This is a genomic window from Paenibacillus diazotrophicus, from assembly GCF_042610465.1.
Genome location: NZ_JBGJZN010000008.1, coordinates 113,767 through 129,716 on the forward strand (window position 1 = coordinate 113,767; position 15,950 = coordinate 129,716).

19 protein-coding genes are annotated in these 15,950 nt (G+C 50.9%); 16 read left to right on the forward strand and 3 right to left on the reverse strand.

The window, feature by feature from the left end:
* Positions 1–30 precede the first annotated feature (30 nt).
* Complete coding sequence (locus ACAN54_RS25005; protein ID WP_379161895.1) at positions 31–978, forward strand: patatin-like phospholipase family protein; 948 nt, start codon at positions 31–33, stop codon at positions 976–978.
* 84 nt (positions 979–1,062) lie between these two features.
* On the opposite strand, the gene ACAN54_RS25010 is transcribed toward ACAN54_RS25005, so the two are convergent.
* Both ACAN54_RS25010 and ACAN54_RS25015 read right to left on the reverse strand, forming a co-directional pair.
* On the reverse strand, positions 1,063–1,404 hold the full coding sequence (locus ACAN54_RS25010) for a hypothetical protein (RefSeq protein ID WP_379161898.1): 342 nt from the start codon (positions 1,402–1,404) through the stop codon (positions 1,063–1,065).
* Positions 1,405–1,411: 7 nt separating this feature from the next.
* Entirely contained in the window at positions 1,412–2,359 is a 948-nt protein-coding gene (locus ACAN54_RS25015; protein WP_379162528.1) for a DUF1385 domain-containing protein, read from the reverse strand.
* A gap of 206 nt (positions 2,360–2,565) precedes the next feature.
* Between ACAN54_RS25015 and ACAN54_RS25020 the strand changes: the two genes are divergently transcribed.
* From ACAN54_RS25020 to ACAN54_RS25035, 4 genes are all read left to right on the forward strand, one after another.
* Positions 2,566–3,057: a YqhR family membrane protein gene (locus ACAN54_RS25020; protein WP_379161901.1), complete on the forward strand. Its 492-nt coding sequence runs from the start codon at positions 2,566–2,568 to the stop codon at positions 3,055–3,057.
* Positions 3,058–3,131: 74 nt separating this feature from the next.
* The gene (locus ACAN54_RS25025; RefSeq protein WP_379161904.1) at positions 3,132–4,199 is read left to right on the forward strand and encodes a M24 family metallopeptidase; all 1,068 of its coding nucleotides are present in this window, start codon (positions 3,132–3,134) and stop codon (positions 4,197–4,199) included.
* A gap of 45 nt (positions 4,200–4,244) precedes the next feature.
* A complete protein-coding gene (gene efp / locus ACAN54_RS25030) occupies positions 4,245–4,802 on the forward strand; it encodes an elongation factor P (protein ID WP_379161907.1) in 558 nt (185 codons plus the stop codon).
* A 195-nt stretch (positions 4,803–4,997) separates the two neighbouring features.
* Positions 4,998–6,251: an aspartate kinase gene (locus ACAN54_RS25035; protein ID WP_379161910.1), complete on the forward strand. Its 1,254-nt coding sequence runs from the start codon at positions 4,998–5,000 to the stop codon at positions 6,249–6,251.
* Between the two features lie 55 nt (positions 6,252–6,306).
* Here the strand turns inward: ACAN54_RS25035 and ACAN54_RS25040 are convergent, their stop codons facing one another.
* Positions 6,307–7,173, reverse strand: a complete 867-nt coding sequence (locus tag ACAN54_RS25040) for a YitT family protein (protein WP_379161913.1) — start codon at positions 7,171–7,173, stop codon at positions 6,307–6,309.
* Positions 7,174–7,489: 316 nt separating this feature from the next.
* Here ACAN54_RS25040 and ACAN54_RS25045 point away from each other — a divergent pair, with 316 nt between their 5' ends.
* The 11 genes from ACAN54_RS25045 (at position 7,490) to accC (ending at position 15,846) form a co-directional block, all read left to right on the forward strand.
* Positions 7,490–7,753, forward strand: coding sequence for a YqhV family protein (locus ACAN54_RS25045; protein WP_379161916.1), 264 nt, complete (start codon positions 7,490–7,492; stop codon positions 7,751–7,753).
* Positions 7,754–7,836: 83 nt separating this feature from the next.
* Entirely contained in the window at positions 7,837–8,841 is a 1,005-nt protein-coding gene (spoIIIAA, locus tag ACAN54_RS25050; protein WP_379161919.1) for a stage III sporulation protein AA, read from the forward strand.
* Positions 8,834–9,352 carry a stage III sporulation protein SpoIIIAB gene (gene spoIIIAB / locus ACAN54_RS25055; protein WP_379162531.1) on the forward strand — a complete coding sequence of 173 codons (519 nt, stop codon included), beginning with the start codon at positions 8,834–8,836 and terminating at the stop codon, positions 9,350–9,352. Before spoIIIAA ends, spoIIIAB begins: the two co-directional genes overlap by 8 nt.
* A 13-nt stretch (positions 9,353–9,365) precedes the next feature.
* Entirely contained in the window at positions 9,366–9,569 is a 204-nt protein-coding gene (gene spoIIIAC, locus ACAN54_RS25060; protein ID WP_020426549.1) for a stage III sporulation protein AC, read from the forward strand.
* A gap of 9 nt (positions 9,570–9,578) precedes the next feature.
* A complete protein-coding gene (spoIIIAD, locus tag ACAN54_RS25065; RefSeq protein ID WP_039875230.1) occupies positions 9,579–9,968 on the forward strand; it encodes a stage III sporulation protein AD in 390 nt (129 codons plus the stop codon).
* A 51-nt stretch (positions 9,969–10,019) separates the two neighbouring features.
* On the forward strand, positions 10,020–11,273 hold the full coding sequence (gene spoIIIAE / locus ACAN54_RS25070; RefSeq protein ID WP_379161924.1) for a stage III sporulation protein AE: 1,254 nt from the start codon (positions 10,020–10,022) through the stop codon (positions 11,271–11,273).
* A gap of 77 nt (positions 11,274–11,350) precedes the next feature.
* Positions 11,351–12,142 (forward strand): stage III sporulation protein AF, encoded by a 792-nt coding sequence (gene spoIIIAF, locus ACAN54_RS25075; protein WP_379161927.1) that lies wholly within the window; start codon positions 11,351–11,353, stop codon positions 12,140–12,142.
* 30 nt (positions 12,143–12,172) lie between these two features.
* Positions 12,173–12,817 (forward strand): stage III sporulation protein AG, encoded by a 645-nt coding sequence (gene spoIIIAG / locus ACAN54_RS25080; protein WP_379161930.1) that lies wholly within the window; start codon positions 12,173–12,175, stop codon positions 12,815–12,817.
* Between the two features lie 52 nt (positions 12,818–12,869).
* A complete protein-coding gene (locus ACAN54_RS25085; protein ID WP_379161933.1) occupies positions 12,870–13,760 on the forward strand; it encodes a SpoIIIAH-like family protein in 891 nt (296 codons plus the stop codon).
* A 179-nt stretch (positions 13,761–13,939) separates the two neighbouring features.
* Complete coding sequence (gene accB / locus ACAN54_RS25090) at positions 13,940–14,446, forward strand: acetyl-CoA carboxylase biotin carboxyl carrier protein (RefSeq protein ID WP_379161936.1); 507 nt, start codon at positions 13,940–13,942, stop codon at positions 14,444–14,446.
* A 56-nt stretch (positions 14,447–14,502) separates the two neighbouring features.
* The gene (gene accC, locus ACAN54_RS25095; RefSeq protein WP_379161939.1) at positions 14,503–15,846 is read left to right on the forward strand and encodes an acetyl-CoA carboxylase biotin carboxylase subunit; all 1,344 of its coding nucleotides are present in this window, start codon (positions 14,503–14,505) and stop codon (positions 15,844–15,846) included.
* Positions 15,847–15,950: the final 104 nt, after the last annotated feature.

Consider the following 15,950-nt stretch of genomic DNA (forward strand, 5'->3'; position numbering starts at 1 on the left):
TAGAATCTATGGAACGGGGGATAGCTGTCTATGGAGATCAATGCCGTGTTTGAAGGCGGTGGTGTCAAAGGGATTTCGCTCGCGGGCGCGGTGCAGGCTTCGGAGCAGGCGGGGGTGGTATTTAAGCGGGTAGCCGGGACCTCTTCAGGCTCTATTATCGCCTCACTGCTTGCGGCGGGTTATGACGGAAGAGCGATGAGCCAGATCATTAAGGCCACAAGGTTCACTGCTTTCCTAAAACGTGGAGTGCTGTACAATACGGCTTATGTAGGCCCTGCCATGCGTGTATTGATCAAAAAAGGGCTATATTCCGGAGAAGCGCTGGAATCGTGGATACGCGGGATTCTAAAGGAAAAAGGGCTTGTCACCTTCAGGGATCTGCCCCGCGGCAAGCTATCCATCATCGCCTCCGATATCACCAACGGGCGCCTTATTGTACTGCCTGACGACTTGGAGCAGTATGGTATTTCACCGGATAGGTTCGAGGTGGCCAAAGCAGTGCGGATGAGCTGCAGTATTCCGTATTTCTTTGATCCGGTGAGGTTGAGGATGAACGACGAGGCATCCAGAGGAAGGCCATTTGCTGAACAATTTGTCTACATGGTAGACGGAGGCTTGCTGAGTAATTTCCCACTGTGGCTATTCGATGAGAAAGAAAAAGGCTTCAAAAGTCCGGGAAGCAGGACCCCTACTGTGGGCTTTCAGCTGATCGGCAAGACAGAGCCGCAGCCCCACCGGATTACCGGGCCATTCAGTATGCTGCAAGCGATAGTAGGCACCATGCTGTCTGCCCATGATGAACGTTACATTGAGACTGAGAAATTCAAGCGTACCGTCAAAATTCCTACTTTGGGTATCTCGATGACCGATTTTAATATTTCAACGGAGAAAAGTGACGAGCTGTATGTCGCCGGGTTCAAGGCTGGAGAGGATTTCTTCAAAGATTGGCGGCCGATTCCGAAACCGACAATTTTCTAGACGCTTTATTTGCATAAAAAGGGCCTTCTCACATTTGCTCAACGTGGGGAGGCCCTTTAACTGTATCATTTTTTTTGAACTTAATTAATGATATTTGGGAAGCTGCTCGTCGTTCTTGCCCTTGCTGCCTTCAATCACCTGGAAGGGATAGGACTTGCGTTTACCAGATGGAACTGGCTGTGTCTTGCGTAGGCCGGCCACCTTAGCCATGGTTCTTTGAGAAGGTTTCACTTTGGTCTTGGTTCTGCCGGCACCTTGTCTATTGCCCGTCTTAGCTGACCGGTAAGCATAATACACGATCCCTAGAAGCAGTAACGGTATAATCAAAGACGTTAGTGCCCGTAAGCCAAACATCATAAACTGTGTTACCACACCCAGCACCGCAAGCGACACTGTTATCCAAAAAATCAAAGCATGCTTGATCATAGACCACTCATCCTTTCGCAGGATCCAAAATTCCACCTGTAACACTAGCTTCAGTATAAGCCCCTGCTTCGATTGCGGCATCCAGCTCCCGCATCCGGTTGAACGAGGCGATGGAGACTTCGACCATTTCATCTTTGGGTTCCTTGGTGGTTAGAAGCTGCAGCCACAGTCCGGGATAGCCCAGGTATTTGAGTCCAGGAATATCTCTTACGGCATTGGTTCCTTTGAGAACTTCGAAGGAGATACCGATGACCACCGGCAGCAGAACAATACGCTGCACAATGCGCTGTACCAGATTATCCCAAGGGAACACGGAGTAGATAATGACGCCGAGAATGATCGTCAGCATCATGAAGCTGCTTCCGCAGCGGTAATGCAGACGGCTATATTTCTGGACATTTGCTACAGTGAGCTCTTCACCAGCTTCGAAAGCGCTAATGACCTTGTGCTCGGCTCCATGGTATTGGAACAATCGTTTGACCACTGGGGTCTGAGAAATAGCCCACAAGTAGACCAGCAATAGAATCAGCTTAATTCCGCCTTCTACGAGGTTGTGCAGAATGTAGCCATCAAATGCATCCTTGAATAAAAAAGTTTCCACAAAGACAGGAACAAGAGTGAAGATCAGCTTACCGAAGAGGAATGATAAAATACCCATAACCGCAACGCCAAAAATCATCCCCAGGCTCCAGCCTTCTTCTTTCTTCTTGGCTTTCTCCTGTTGTTTGGCCAAATCTTCCGGCTCTGTCTCATCTTCTGCGTATGATTCTGCAGAGTAATTCAAATGTTTGGAGCCTTTGGCGCTGGAATCTATAATACTGACAAGGCCGCGGAGAAGCGGAATCTTGCGCAGCTTGACGACCCAGCTCTTATCGCTTCTCGGCACCTCCAAAAATGTGATTTCCTGATTCTTCCTTCTTACGGCTGTTACGTTGATATGCTTGCCGCCGAACATAACGCCTTCAATGACGGCCTGCCCGCCGTAACTTGGAGTTTCCTGGGACAACCAATTCACCTTCCCGTGTATTAATGTGATTTATATAATACATTGTAACTAATTTATGCTGACATTGCTAGTTGGATTGCCTTTTGCTGTACATACTAGGAACAGGCAACAGAGTGACAACAATGCATTCTATCTATTGAAAGCGGGGCAGCAGAATGAGCAAATCAAACACACAACAATCAGGGCATACCAACCTGTGGACATTCGCTTTGGAACTGGGTTATTTTGCCGGACTGATCTGGGGAGGAGCGCGCTGGTTGATGTATGCGATGCATTTTACTAAAGTGCTCCCGGGATTTTTGGCCGAGCCATTTTTTAAGCATGATTTTTTGAAGACCTCAGCAGGACATCTTATAGGATATCTGTTTTTTATAGCCTTTTCGGTTATAGTGACCCTGCTTTATGTGCTGATCTTCCGTAAGCTGAAGGGACCTCTGCCGGGAATGATATACGGGGTACTGTGGTGGTCGGCGATCTTCCTTGCCGGATCATGGCTGTTCCTGCAACAGCGCCCATTTCGGCTGCCGTGGAACTCTGTAATCAGTGAGTTCTGCATCTTTTTATTGTGGGGATTGTTCATTGGATATACGGTGGCAATCGAGTATACGGATGAACGGAAACGTGAACAGCAGACAAAGCTTGCCTGAACGCCCGAAAAAACTTCTCAAGGGCATGACCCTATGTTAAAATACAATGTGGCTATTTCGAGAGGAGAATGAAAATGGGCAACAAGCGTGTCTCCAAGCTGCGGAAGGTTTTGCAGGAACAGGGATTGGATGCAATCTTAATAACCAGCGGCATTAACCGCCGCTATTTGAGCGGATTCACCGGTTCTTCCGGTTATGTTCTGGTTACCGGGGATGACAGCTATCTGCTGACTGACTTCAGGTATATGACGCAGGCGGCTGAACAGGTAACTGGCATGAAAGTGGTTCAGCACGATTCGAAGTTTATTGATACTGTCCGCGAGCTGCTGCAGGGTGCGAATGTCCGTATCGGCTTCGAGCAGGATGATGTAACTTTCAGTGCTTATACTGCCTATGCTGCTGCACTTCAGCCGGCGGTGCTGGTACCGGTCTCCAAGGCTGTAGAGAATCTTCGGTCATTCAAGGATGAAGACGAATTGGCGGTTATGCAGCGTGCTGCTGATCTGGCAGATGCTACGTTCAGCCACATTCTGAATGTGATCAAGCCCGGCATGACCGAACGTGATGTGGATCTGGAAATGGAATTCTACATGCGCACCCATGGCGCAACCTCTTCTTCATTCGATACGATTGTCGCTTCCGGTGAACGGTCAGCGATGCCGCATGGTGTGGCAAGCAGCAAGGTCATTCAGAACAATGAATTCGTAACCTTCGATTTCGGCGCGCTGCTGGACGGCTACTGCTCGGACGTAACACGTACCATAGCTTTGGGCTCTCCGGATCCCAAGCTGAAAGAGATTTACGATATTGTGCTTGAAGCCCAGCTACATACGCTGGCAAACATCAAGCCGGGTATGACCGGAAGGGAATGCGATGCACTGGCGCGTGATATTATTACCCGCTATGGCTACGGCGAGTATTTCGGACACAGCACAGGGCATGGTTTGGGTATGGAGGTTCATGAATACCCGCGTTTGTCCAAGCTGGCGGATGAAATTATGCAGCCGGGTATGGTCGTGACTGTAGAGCCGGGAATATACTTGTCAGGGCTTGGCGGTGTGCGGATCGAAGATGATATCGTGATCACCGAGAGCGGCATTTCGCTGCTGACTCATTCTTCAAAGGATTATTTGGTACTGTAAGACTGCATCAATAGGGTAAATTATGGATTCCAGGAGGGATTTTTAGTGATTTCAGTTAACGATTTCAAAACAGGCTTGACCGTAGAAGTAGAGGGTGACATTTTTACCGTCATCGATTTCCAGCACGTAAAGCCAGGTAAAGGTGCCGCATTCGTGCGCTCCAAGCTTAAAAACCTGCGTAACGGGAACACCGTTGAGCGTACCTTCCGTGCCGGTGAAACCATTGGCCGCGCCATCATCGAAAACCGCGGAGTACAATATCTGTATGCCAGCGGATCGGACCATGTATTTATGGATAATGAAACTTATGACCAGTTCGAGCTGTCCGCCAAACAATTGGAGTGGGAGCTTAACTTCCTCAAAGAAAACATGACTGTAAATATCGTCAGCTTCAAAGGTGAGATCTTAGGCATTAATCTGCCTACCAGCGTTGAGCTGAAGGTTACAGAAACAGAACCGGGTGTTAAAGGAAACACGGCTCAAGGTGCAACCAAAGCGGCTGTACTGGAAACAGGCCATACGGTTCAGGTTCCGCTGTTCATCAACGAAAACGATGTTCTGCTGGTTGATACCCGTGAAGGAAAGTACATCTCCCGCGCGTAATGCTTGTCCAGTAGAGATGCTATTTTTCTTAGCGAGCCTCCCCGCGTATGCGGCGGGGGCTTTTCTTGTTCAGAAAATAGGCGGATTTTTTTGTGAAACCATTAACGCATGACACGTCTTTCGTATTATACTGGTTTAAAGCACGAAATTATTTCTTAGCTGTTACTTAGACCGAAATAGGGAGTGAAATGGACTTTGTCACTTTATGTCATGAAATTCGGAGGCAGCTCCGTCGGCGACATTGAACGAATGAAACGCGTTGCGAAGCGCATTGCAGACAAGCAGGATGAGGGTCACCGCTGCGTCGTGGTTGTATCCGCTATGGGGGATACTACGGATGAATTGATCGATCAGGCCAAGCAGCTGAACGGGCAGCCGCCTGCACGGGAAATGGATATGCTTATGACTACCGGAGAACAGATCTCCGTAGCACTTCTCTCCATTGCATTACATGGGATTGGCCGCAGCGCAGTATCCTATACGGGCTGGCAGGCAGGATTCCGGACGGATGAGACGCATGGGCGGGCGCGGATTAATGAAATCGTCCCGCGCCGCGTACTGGAGTCTCTGGAGCGGGAACAGATCGTGATCGTGGCCGGTTTTCAGGGGATGACCCTGGACGGAGAGATCACCACACTGGGCCGTGGAGGCTCGGATACAACGGCCGTTGCCTTGGCTGCAGCTATCAAAGCGGATGTCTGTGAAATCTATACAGATGTGGACGGCATTTATTCCACAGATCCGCGTATTGTGAAGACAGCGCGTAAGCTGAAGGAAATCTCATATGACGAGATGCTGGAGCTCGCTAATCTGGGAGCTGCTGTGCTGCATCCGCGGGCTGTAGAATATGCAAAGCGATACCAAGTGAAGCTGGTCGTCAGATCAAGCTTTAATCATAATGAAGGTACTGTTGTGAAGGAGGAAGCAAGCATGGAGCAGGGTGTAGTAGTTAGCGGAATTGCTTATGACAAGAACGTTGCACGGGTAAGTATTCTGGGTGTGCCTGATGAGCCGGGTGTACTGGCCCAGGTTTTCGGCAAGCTGGCCGAAGAAGGCGTTGACGTTGATATTATTGTACAGAGCGGTGTTCAGAACGAGAAAGCTGACTTTTCCTTCACCGTTGCATTGAGCGAGCTTGGACATGCCAAAGAAGTTATCGAGGGGCTTCACAGCGAACTCCCTTACCGCGAAGTCACCTCTGAGGATAATCTGGTCAAGGTGTCTATTGTCGGAGCAGGTATGGTCAGCCATCCTGGTGTAGCTGCACAAATGTTCGAAGTGATCTCGAAGGAAGGTGTGAGCATCAAGATGGTCAGCACCTCCGAGATTAAAGTGTCCTGTGTCATTGAGTCCGGCAATCTGCAAAAGATCATCCAGGCGCTTCACACCGCCTACAATCTGGATACAGAAGAGCAGGCGTTTGTAGGTGGACCCAAGGACCGCCGATAGAAGTCTGGTTCATATGAAATGCCCCGATGCCTTAAATGGCGTCGGGGCATTTTTTTTATCCCAGCCTTCTGAAGCGGCCAACAATCTCTACGGTCTCCAACACGTTGACGAATGATTTCGGGTCGGTCTCAAGGATGGTTTTGCGCAGCTCGGCCAGCTCGTAACGGGTAGTAACGGTCATGAGCATCGTGTTACCTTCATGGCTGTACCCGCCTTCTGCATTCACTACAGTGACACCATGGGGCAGACAAGTGAGACGGTTCAGCATCTTTTCGCGCTCCTTGGTGACAATGAAGCAGGTTAGCTTGATGTGGCGGATATGAATCATATCGACTACGCGGCTTTTGACGAAGATACAGAGCATGGCGTACAGGGCGGAGTCCCAGCTTTTGAAGAAACCCAGACTCAGAATGACCAGCCCGTCCATCACAAACAGCACGGTGCCCATCGGAATATCACGTTTGCGGGTAATGATGGAGCCCAGGATATCGAATCCCCCGGAAGAACCTCCTGCACGAAGGGAGAAGCCTACACCCCCTGCAATGATGACTCCTCCAAAGATGCTTGCCAGAATTGGGTCCTTGGTCAGCTTGATTAACGGAATAATGTTGAGAAACCATGTGGTTGATACGACTGACAGCAGACTATAAAAAATGTATTTTTTCCCCACTGCAACAAAACCCCAAATCAGAATGGGCAGATTGATGCCGAAATAATACAGCGAAATGTACTTTGGATGGGTCAGATAACCGATGACAGATGCTGTTCCCGCCACCCCGCCGCTCAGCAGCTGATGGGGAATGAGGAACAGACGGAGCCCGCTCGCCACTAGAAATGCCGAGAAAATGATGATGGCGACTTCCTTCACTTGCTTGGCTACGGGCCCTGATATGAGCGGTACTACTACATTGCGAACTTGCATGACATAAATCCCCTCTTCTTCCGATGTCTATATCTGCATTTTAGATACTTCTTGAAAAGATAAGGAGGTCTTAGTCTGTCCAACAACCCACACTTATATTTTCCAGATCAGCCTGTTCAAAACGCGCAAAATATATTTTATCATACCGATGATATTTTTTTATAGAGGGGTACACTATGATTTCTTTCACACCTTGTTTAGTATATTCGTTCATTTCTTCTTGTCTAAAGTGAGCCCGTCCCGCATATCCATGGATAACAGCACGAAATATCTCAGGAATCCTAGCGATAGATTTTTTTTAAGGGAGTGAAGCAGATTGGACAAGTATGTAAGCTGGATGGCGGCATTACGGCTGCTCTCAGGCAGTGTTGAAATAACAGCGGCCCTGATCATGCTGAAGCTGAACCAGGTGGACAAAGCGCTGGTGGTCAATTCCGGGTTGGCTTTGGTAGGGCCGACCATTCTGATTCTGACCACTGCAGTCGGTCTGACAGGGATGGCGCAGGAGCTGTCGTGGGGCAAACTGGGATGGATTGGCTGCGGGGTAGCCTTTCTCTTAATCGGAATTCTAAAAAAATGATAGATGATAGTCATAAAGTACACGTACAAGCATAAGTATGGAATAAAGCTATTAAAGTAGAGGACAACTTGGGGGTACTCTGTATGGCTAATGAATGGCTGCAATTGTTTCCTGAAAAAGTAAGAGCGCTCCTGCGGGGCTTGCCTGCGTCGCTGCTTGAAAAGGTGGAGGAGATCCGTGTTCGCGAAGGGCGTCCGCTGGAGGTGAATTATTCCGGGGGCAAATACCATTTTCTCGGTGCGGGCGGAAGCCTGACACTGAATCCCGGAGAAGCGTACAAGCCGGACCGGGAAGATACGCACCGTCTGCTGGACCTGATCAGCAATCACTCGCTCTATACCATGGAAGAGGAGCTTCGTAAAGGGTTCATTACAATCCCTGGCGGGCACCGGATCGGACTGGCTGGGCGGACTGTGCTGAGCGGCGGGGGGGTAGAGCATCTGCGCGACATCACCGGTTTCAATGTGCGGATCGCACGGGAGATGCAGGGCCTTGCCGATGGTGTACTGCCTTACCTGCTCGACAAGGGACGGCAGCGGATTATGCATACGCTGATTCTCTCGCCCCCGCAGCATGGCAAAACCACCCTGCTGCGAGATCTGGCTCGGCAGATTTCAACAGGCGGAAAGAACATGCGCGAGGGCAACCGGCCGGGCCTGAAGGTTGGCATTGTCGATGAACGCTCCGAAATCGCCGGTAGTCGGCGCGGAATTCCCGCTTTTGATGTCGGGCCGCGGACGGACATCCTCGACGGGTGCCCCAAAGCTGAAGGCATGATGATGATGATCCGTTCGCTCTCACCCGATGTGCTGATCGCGGATGAGATCGGCCGCCTTGAGGATGCCGAAGCAGTGACCGAGGCGCTGCACGCAGGCATCTCGGTAGTTGCTTCAGCCCATGGCAAAGAAGTGTCCGAGCTGGCCCGGCGGCCTGGACTAGGTGCACTGCTGGAGCACCGGATGTTCGAGCGTTATGTCATTCTTCACCGGACAGAGGCGGGACTGACCTTCCGGATATTGGACGGGCAGAAGCGCAGCCTGCTGCTGGTCCCGCCCGGGGAAGCGCTTGGCGGTGAACGCCATGCTTAAGCTCTTCGGAGCAGTGCTAATTGTTCTTGCAGGCACGATGGCCGGCTTCAAGCGGGCTGCCCAGTACGCAGACAGGCCAAGGCATATCAGAGGACTCATCGCAGCCCTGCAGCGGCTGGAGACCGAGATCCAGTACGGCTACACTCCGCTGCCGGAGGCACTGCGCCGGATCGGAGTCCAGTCGAAGGAGCCGCTGAAAGCATTTTTCACTACTGCGGCTGTAGAGATGAGCCCCCCGCTGGACCGCAGCGCCGAGGAAGCGATCACGAAGGCGATGGAGGAGCACTGGAAGGCGGCTTCGCTGAAAGGGACGGAGAGGGAAATCCTCCGGCAGCTCAGCTGTACGCTGGGCACCAGTGACAGGTCGAATCAGAGCACCCATATTGCGCTCGCTTTGCAGCAGTTGAAACAGGAGGAGACAGTGGCCAGGGAAGATCAGGGCAAATATGAAAAAATGAGCAAAAGCCTGGGTCTGCTGCTTGGAGCATTGATCGTCATATTGATCTTTTAGCGAGGTGCCAGGAATGAATATTGAAGTCAACGCGATCTTCCAAATAGCCGGCATCGGCATCATTATCGCCATGATCCACACGGTGCTTAAGCAAATGGGCAAGGAAGACATCGCCCACTGGGTAACCATTGTCGGCTTTATCATCGTGCTGTTTATGGTCATTCGCATGCTGGACGGCCTGCTCCAGGAAATTAAAACAATTTTTCTTTTTCAATAGGCCAAGGCTATGGAAATCATTCAAGTGGTGGGAATTGGGCTCTTGTCGACTGTCCTAATACTCGTATTGAAGGAACAAAAGCCGATGTTCGCCTTTCTGCTGACCACTGCCGCAGGCATTCTGATCTTCCTGTTCCTGATCGGCAAGATCGGAACGATTCTGGGGACGCTGGAGCGGGTGGCAGAGTCTTCGGGAATGGAAATGATCTACATCAAAACCGTGTTCAAAATCATCGGGATTTCCTATATCGCTGAGTTTGGAGCGCAGATTGTGCGCGATGCCGGTCAGGAATCGATTGCTTCCAAGATTGAGCTAGCCGGAAAGGTGCTGATCATGGTGCTGGCCGTGCCGATTATCAGCATTATTATCGAGACAGTAATGAAGCTTTTGCCGGCTTGAACAAATATTAGGGCAGGAAGAAAAGTTAGAAACAGGTCGGGGGGAAAAGGTATGTGTGCGCGCAATGTTTTTCGGCCACCAAGACTGGCCACCCTTCTGCTCCTGCTGTCCTGCCTGCTGCTATGGTGTTCAGGAACGGCGTTTGCTGCTGCGACAGTCCCGTCGCCGGTTCCGTCTTCACAGCCTTCTAGCCAGGGAGGCTCATCCTCTCCGGTAGATCATTGGGTTAAAGGGCAGGTAGAGAACCTGCCTACAGGTGAGGTGGAGTCCTACTGGAATCAGCTGATGAAGGACTATGGGGGATTTTTTCCGGAAGGTGCAACACCTTCGCTGATGGATATGCTTCTGCCGGGTGACAATGGGCTAAGCTTCAAAAGCGTGCTGTCCGGGCTGACCTCCTACATGTGGCATGAGGTGCTTTTTAATGGCAAGCTGCTGGTTACGATCGTTATGATCAGTGTGCTCAGCATGATTCTGGAGACGCTGCAGACTGCCTTTGAACGCAAATCGGTCAGTAAAATCGCTTATATGCTCTGTTATATGGTTGTGCTGGTCATTGCCGTTAATAGTTTTAATGTAGCTATAGGATATGCCAAGGATGCCATCGACCACATGACTGACTTTATGATGGCCATGATTCCGCTGTTATTCGCACTGCTGGCATCGATGGGGAATATCGTGACCGTCTCTGTCACGCATCCGCTGATTGTATTCATGATCCATACCGTGAGCACGCTCATTCACACCGTGATTTTTCCACTGTTCTTCTTCTCGGCGGTACTGCATCTGGTGAGCGCGATGTCGGAGAAATACAAGCTGACCCAGCTTGCCAATCTGCTGCGAAATGTTGGTGCCGGACTGCTGGGTGTGCTGCTGACGGTGTTCCTGGGAGTCATCTCTGTAAGGGGAATTACCAGCTCAGTAACGGACGGAGTGACTCTCCGTGCCGCCAAATACATTACGGGAAATTTCGTGCCGGTCATCGGCAAAATGTTCGCGGATGCCACCGATACGGTGATTTCTGCATCGCTCCTGGTGAAGAACGCCATTGGGCTTTCGGGTGTCATTATCATTTTGTTCCTTTGCGCATTTCCGGCCATAAAAATACTCGTGCTCGCCCTCATCTACAATGTGGCTGCGGCTGTCATGCAGCCCTTGGGTGATACTCCAATTGTTGCTTGTCTGCAAACGATCGGCAAAAGCATGATTTACGTGTTCGCCGCACTTGCTGCCGTTTCGCTCATGTTCTTCCTGGCCGTCACCATCATGCTGACCGCCGGAAATGTCACCGTCATGATGAGGTGATGCTGTATAGATTCGCTGCTGTTATGTAAAAAGGTTACTGCAGGATACAGTGCTGCACAGAACGAGGAGGAAAGACAATGACCTGGTTGGGCGGTTGGCTCAGGGAGCTTATTCTGGTGGTCCTGCTGGCTGCTTTTGTGGAAATGCTATTGCCGAGCAAATCCATGGAGCGGTATGCCAGGCTGGTGCTCAGCCTCCTGGTCCTGCTGACCCTGCTTAGTCCAATTGTGACCCTGCTGAAGGGCGATGTCACCGGGGAGCTTAGCCTGGCCCTGAACCAGCAGGAGAAGAATGGCGGAGTATTATCGGGAGCAGTAAAAGGTGCCGGTTCCCTGGAGAAGATTCTGGCAGACGGACGGATGCTGGCCGCAGGAGTACAGGAGCAGAGCCTGAAGCTTGCTGCGGAGGAGGTAGCAGGAGAGATGCGGGACCAGATTGCCGGGAGCACGGGGGTTCAGGGAGCTAAGGTTACGGTGACGCTGGGGATGGGAAAAGCCTCCGAAAGTGCCGGAGGTGAAGCGGTACCAGTGATTGCATCGGTGAAGGTTTTCCTTCCGGATGCTGTCCCTGCTGCCTCAAGTGGCAGCGGAACGCAAGCGGGCGCCACAGACAGCTTGCCCGCGGAGCCGATTATTATCCCGCCGGTAGAGCCGGTACAGGTTAACTTGGACGCTGATCCCGAAGCTGAATCTGCCGCTGCATCCGCAGCCTCCCCGGCTGATGTACCTGCAGACGGCACTACCGCTGCGGGTAAGGGAACGGACAAAGATCAGGACGAGTCGGTCATCAGGCTGCTGGAGCAGAACTGGAATCTGAGCCGCGAAGTCATTCAGGTGCAGAGGAGCAGTTCCGAGGAAGCAAAACTATAAACCCAGGCAATTCTGCAGGAGGGATAAGAGATGGGCAACTGGCTGAAAAAACTGGAGCAATGGGCAGGCGGCGGTTCCGGCAGTCCGAAGCGGAGTCATACTTTCCGCTGGCTGATCATTCTTGGACTGCTCGGCGCTGCAATTATGCTGTTCAACTCCTTTGTAAATGTGAAGAAGCTGGACAGCGAGAATACGGGGCGTGAGCCGCCCCCAACGATCGAAAGCTCACAGGCGGCATTGCAGCAGGGAGACGGAGCAGCCTCCGGTTCTTTTGACAGCATTGAGCAGGCATTGGAGAACCGCACCAAAGAAATTCTGGAGAAAATCGTCGGCGTCGGTACAGTGGACATTATGGTTACTGTAGATTCTACAGAGGAAATCGTGGTACAGCGCAATATGAACGACTCACAGCAGCAGAGCGAAGAGACGGATGCCAGCGGGGGCAAGCGTCATACTACCCAGTACACAAGGGATGGAGAAATTGTCACCTACAGCCAGTCGGGTGATGAAACCCCGATTATCACCAAGCGGATCAAACCCCAGGTGCGCGGAGTGCTGGTTGTGGCCAAAGGCGCAGAGAACAAAATCGTCAGAGGTCTGATTGAAGAAGCGATCGAAAAAGGCCTGAACGTGCCCAGCTACCGGATTTCCGTAGTTCCGCGCAAGCAGGAATAGCAAATTCATTCGTATGAAGTGCATGCTAATAAACTTTTAGGAGGAATTAAAAATGAAGGGCAAACGGCAGACAATTTGGTTGGTTTCCATGCTCAGCTTGATGGTGGTTCTCTCGGCTTACTATTTATTCACAGAAGATTCTGGAGCTTCCATTCCCAAGGAAACGGCTGGCAGTGTGCAGGTGGATAACATAAAAGGCGGAGCCGATGGAGCCCAGTCTCCTGCTCTGGACAGCGGACTGGTCATCAACGAAGTCACTACGCAAGGGGTTAGCGAGGATGCGGCCAATGCCGCAGCGAAGGATGACAGCAGTGCAGCCGTAGCTCCAGATAATAGTGACAAGGCAGCGGCTGCGGTAACAGACGAAGACAGCACATCTGCCAGTGCCGGCAATGCCGTAGAAGATGCGGTTACAGCAGAACCGGATAAGACCGCGGATCAGACCATAGACCAAACCGCAAAAGCCTCCCAGACAGACAAAAAAGACTCCAAAGCAGACAAAGACACTGCAGCCGCCGCTACAGAAAAGACTCCAGCCAAAGACGATGCCGCAATTCTGGATGAAGTGGCTTCACAAAGTGTTTCGGCCAGCAGCCTGTTCAACAACTACCTGTATGAACGTGAGCAGAAGAACCTGAAGAACCAGAATGATCTGCTTGCCGCAATCAATGATATGGATAAAACCCCTGCTGAGAATGCGGCAGCCAGTGAGCAACTAAACAAGCTTGAAGAAAAAGAATCCAAAATCACCAGCATTGAAGATCAGCTGCAGCAAAAGTATGGTGAAGCTATCGTCAAAGAGGAATCCGGCGATAATTATACTGTTGTAGTCCTCAGTGACAAGCTTGATGTGAAGCAAGCCGTTGGAATTGTTGACCTAGTCATGAAGGAACTGAGCGTCACACAGGATAAGATCAGAGTCCAATATGTATCCGAGCAATAATATCCGCTTGAGAAAAATAACAGAATATGCCGAAAGAGCTCGGGTTGTCCCGGGCTCTTTCCATTTCTAGCGTTTGTGATATAATACATAAAGTTATCTTGGAATACGCTTCCTGAGAAGAACGGAGAAGCCTTTTTTGCTTGTGGCTTCGAGAGAAAGCTGAAGGAGTGAACTATTGAATGTTCAAGTTAAGCGAGATTAAGGAATTGATTAAATTACTGGACCAAACCTCCTCCGTACACGAACTGGAGATTGAAAGCGAAGGAATGAAGCTTGCGATCCGCAAACCGGACCGCTCTGAAACGGACGGAATGGCGATTCAGGCGACTCCTTATGCCTACCCCTTTACGCAAGCCCCTCAGGCGCATACCCAGCAGTATGTTGTACCTGCTGCAGTGACTGAAATTCCCGCAGCAGCTCAGCAACCCGCCACCACTGAAGGCACACTGCATAAAATTGTCTCCCCGATGGTTGGGACCTTTTATAGTGCCGCTTCGCCAGAGACCCCATCCTTTGTGAATGTGGGCGACCGGGTTAGTGAGAAGTCAACGGTCTGCATCATTGAAGCCATGAAGCTGATGAATGAGCTGGAAGCGGAAGTTAGAGGCGAGATCGTGTCCGTACTCGCGGAGAACGGCCAGCTTGTTGAATATGGACAGCCGCTGTTCCTGGTGAAACCGGAGTAACAGCCGCGAGAATCATGAGGAGCTAGCAAGCTTCGTTAAACTTTGGGAGGAAATGCATGAACATTCAAAAAGTGTTGATTGCCAACCGTGGTGAAATCGCGGTCCGCATTATCAGAGCTTGCCGTGAACTGGGCATATCCACCGTTGCGGTATACTCGGAGCCTGACCGGGATTCACTTCATGTCCGGCTAGCTGATGAAGCGTACTGCATTGGCCCGATGCCAGCCAAGGACAGTTATCTGAACTTTACCAATATTATGAGTGTGGCCACTTTGACGGAGTGTGACGCTGTTCATCCCGGTTATGGATTTTTGGCCGAGAATGCGGATTTCGCGGAGATTTGTGAATCCTGCAACATCACTTTTATCGGTCCTTCGCCCGATGCCATTACCCGCATGGGTGACAAGGCAGTAGCCAAGGAAACGATGAAGCTGGCAGGCGTTCCGATTATTCCGGGCTCAGACGGGCTTGTGGGCGATATTGAGGAAGCCGTTATGTTGGGACGCGATATCGGCTATCCGATTATCGTTAAGGCAACTGCAGGCGGCGGAGGCAAGGGTATCCGCATTGCCGAGGATGAAGAGTCTCTGGTGAAGCAGATTACAGCTGCCCAGCAGGAAGCGCAAAAGGCATTCGGCAACGCCGGGGTATACCTGGAGAAATTCCTGACGGGTATGAAGCATGTAGAGATTCAGATTATTGCCGATAACCATGGCAATGTAGTGCATCTAGGTGAACGGGACTGTTCCGTACAGCGCCGCCGCCAGAAGTTACTTGAAGAAGCACCTTGCTCGGTTCTGACTCAGGAGATTCGCGATGCCATGGGCCAGGCTGCTGTACGTGCCGCACAAGCCGTGAATTACTCTGGTGCGGGTACGCTCGAATTCCTGCTTGGACCGGATGGACAATTTTATTTCATGGAAATGAACACCCGCATTCAGGTCGAGCATCCGGTAACGGAAATGGTCACAGGTGTAGACCTGATCAAAGAGATGATCTCTGTTGCGGAAGGCAATCCATTGTCCTTTACCCAGGAAGACATTCATATCAATGGATGGTCGATTGAATGCCGCATCAATGCTGAAGATCCCGATAAGAACTTTATGCCTTCACCGGGCAAAATCGGCTTTTACCTGCCGCCGGGAGGTTTGGGAGTACGGGTGGACAGCGCAGCATATCCGGGGTACACAATCTCTCCTTTTTATGACTCCATGATTGCCAAACTCATTGTATGGGCCCCGACCCGCCAGGAAGCTGTCGCCAAGATGAAGCGTGCGCTCTCCGAATTTGCTGTGGAAGGCATACATACCACGATTTCATTCCACCAGAAATTACTGGAGCATCCGGTGTTTTTGGACGGTAATTTTGATATTAAATTCCTGGAAGAATATGAAATTTAGGACGGCTGTGCTTTGTTTGTCATAAAGTTCGCCAAATGATATAGTATGTTTAATAAGAGACGTGCTTGGCGCTTGAAATATTGAACAACTTTTCTTTGAAAGGT